3 protein-coding genes are annotated in these 2,519 nt (G+C 74.1%); all 3 read left to right on the top strand.

Features of this window, described 5'->3' with window-relative positions; genetic code table 11:
- Positions 1-106: 106 nt before the first annotated feature.
- Positions 107-718 (top strand): GNAT family N-acetyltransferase, encoded by a 612-nt coding sequence (locus ADY01_RS34895; protein ID WP_049580845.1) that lies wholly within the window; start codon positions 107-109, stop codon positions 716-718.
- A 47-nt stretch (positions 719-765) separates the two neighbouring features.
- On the top strand, positions 766-2,004 hold the full coding sequence (gene cbiE / locus ADY01_RS34890; RefSeq protein ID WP_049580843.1) for a precorrin-6y C5,15-methyltransferase (decarboxylating) subunit CbiE: 1,239 nt from the start codon (positions 766-768) through the stop codon (positions 2,002-2,004).
- Positions 2,005-2,161: 157 nt separating this feature from the next.
- On the top strand, positions 2,162-2,519 hold a 358-nt coding region (locus ADY01_RS34885), incomplete at its 3' end, for a hypothetical protein (protein ID WP_049580840.1).

Here is a 2,519-nt window from a genome sequence, read left to right as displayed (position 1 = left end):
CCCCGCGCCCGCCCGCGCCCCCGGGCACCTCGCCCGGGGCCCGGCGGCGCGGCCATCGCGCCCATACTGCATGCTGTCCCCTCAGACCACAGGCAGGGAGCGGCGCATGACCCCCACCTTCCCCGACATCTCCATCAGCACCGACCGCCTGGTGCTGCGCCCGTTCGAGGAAGCGGACATCCCCGAGCTCACCGCGATGATGAACGACGAACTCACCGCGGCCTGGACGTCCGTGCCCACCCCCTACACCGCGGCCGAGGCGAGACACTGGATCATCGGCCGCGCCCCGGCCGAACGCTCACAGGGCCGCGGCATCGTCTTCGCGGTCAACGAGCTCCTCACCCACCGCCTCGTCGGCACCATCCACCTCATGAACACCAACTGGCACACCCTCGCCACCGAGGTCGGCTACGTCATAGCCCCCTGGGCCAGGGGCGAGGGCTACGCCGCCGAATCCGTGCTGGCCACCGCCCAGTGGCTGTTCCACGACCAGAAGTTCGAACGCCTCGAACTGCGCACCGCCGCCGGCAACACCGCCTCCCAGCAGGTCGCCCAGAAGATCGGCTGCGTCAGCGAGGGCATCCTGCGCAACGCGCTCATAGTCAGGTCCAGGACCGAGGACGGCGGATGGACCGACATCCGCACCGACCTCATCGTCTGGGGTCTCCTCCCCGAGGACCTGGAGGACGCCTCCGCCGCCGAGTACCGCGCAGGGTAGGCTCTTCGCCGTCCCCGACCTGCGACGAGTCCAGGAGCGTCTCGATCATGGCCGACCGCGTCACCGTGATCGGATGGGACGGTTCCCCGTTCGACCCGGCCGCCCGCGCCGCGCTCCAGGCGGCCACCCTCGTGGCCGGAGCTCCCCGCCACCTGGACCTCCCCGAAGTCCCCCCGCACGCCGAGCGCATACAGCTCGGCAGCGTCTCGCGCGCCGCCGGCCGCATCGCGGCCCACCGCGGCACCGCCGTGGTCCTCGCCGACGGCGACCCCGGCTTCTTCGGCATCGTCCGCGCGCTGCGCGACCCCGAGCACGGGCTCGAGGTCGAGGTCGTTCCGGCCGTCTCCGCCGTGGCCGCCGCGTTCGCCCGCGCCGGAATGCCCTGGGACGACGCCCGCGTCGTCGTCGCCAACCGCCGCACGCTGCGCCGCGCGGTCAACGTCTGCCGGGCCCACCCCAAGGTCGCCGTCCTCACCTCGCCCGGCGCGGGCCCCGCCGAGATCGCCCTCCTCCTGGGCCAGGTCCACCGCACGTTCGTCATCTGCGAGGGCCTGGGCACCGACGCGGAACGGGTCTCCGTCCTCACCTCGGACACCGTCTCCCAGCACCGTTGGACGGACCCCAACCTCGTCATCGTCATAGGCGGAAGCGGCTCCACCCAGACCGGCCACAGCAGCTGGCTCGCCGGACTGGACCCCGCCGCCGCGGCCCAGCCCCGCGGCTACGGCCTGGAACGCGCCACCTATCTGCCCCCCGCGCCAGGAGACGCGCCCGAGAGCGCGGGGCGCGACCGCCACCTGCGCGCCCTCCAACTCGCCGCCCTCGGCCCCGGCGTGGGCGACCTGATGTGGGACGTGGGAACGGGCGACGGCATCGCCGCCATCGAGGCCGCCCGGCTCGGCTCCGCCGTCATCGCCATCGACCGTGACTCCCAGGCGTGCGCGCGCACGGAGGCCGCCGCGCGCCGCCTCGGGCTCCAGGTCCACACCGTGCACGGCGCCGCCCCCCAGGTGCTGGAGGACCTTCCCGAGCCCGACGTGATCCGCATCGGCGGAGGCGGCCCGCGCACCCTGGTCGCCTGCGCCGACCGGCGCCCGCAGCGCCTGGTCACCCACGCCATGACGCGCGATCAGGCCGAGGCGGCCGGGCGGGTGCTGACCGGCGCCGGCTACACCGTGGAGTGCACCCTGCTCCAGGCCGTCGAACTGGAGACCACGGACTGGTCGGAGCGCGGCAGGACCGTCGTCTTCCTGCTCGTGGCCAGCCGCATGCCGGTACCCCGGTGACAAAACGGGATCATCCGGGGTCACTCGTCCACCCGTGATCAGCGCCCGGCGTCATCCCGGGTAGGCTCATGGATCGTTGTGCCGTCAGCCGGACTTGATGTTTCGTCCATCATTGTCCGGGGTTGGAAGGAGCACGTGCGATGGGCGAGGTGGACGCATGACGGACACCGGCCAGATGCCGGAAGGGACGCCGCAGCCGGCGCAGGCGGGCGTACCGGCGGAGCAGCCGGCGCAGCCGGGCGTTCCTGGTCCCGCCGTCTTTCCCTTCCCCGGCCCGCCGGACGAGGCGGGCGACGGCGAGGACGAGGACCTGCTGATGCCGGGGGCCAACGGCGCCTGGGGCGAGGCGGTGGTCGCCCCCCGTCCCGCCGTCCCGCGCGCCCCGGCGTCCGAGCCCAGCACGCAACGGCTGGCCGCCGTCGCGCCGCCGGGACCGACCCCCACCGAGCCGGAGTACCTGGACATCGCGGCCGCCGCGCAGCAGGAGGCCGCGAACCAGACGCCCGCCCCGGCGC

It is taken from the genome of Streptomyces sp. SBT349 (assembly GCF_001083795.1).
Classification (GTDB): domain Bacteria; phylum Actinomycetota; class Actinomycetes; order Streptomycetales; family Streptomycetaceae; genus Streptomyces.
The sequence above is the reverse complement of the archived record's forward strand: the minus strand, read 5'-3'. Positions and strand labels throughout refer to the sequence as shown.

Coding starts and splice junctions, on each gene's coding strand:
- ADY01_RS34895 (WP_049580845.1), top strand. CDS start 107: ATGACCCCCACCTTCCCCGACATCTCCATCAGCACCGACCGCCTGGTG.
- cbiE (WP_049580843.1), top strand. CDS start 766: ATGGCCGACCGCGTCACCGTGATCGGATGGGACGGTTCCCCGTTCGAC.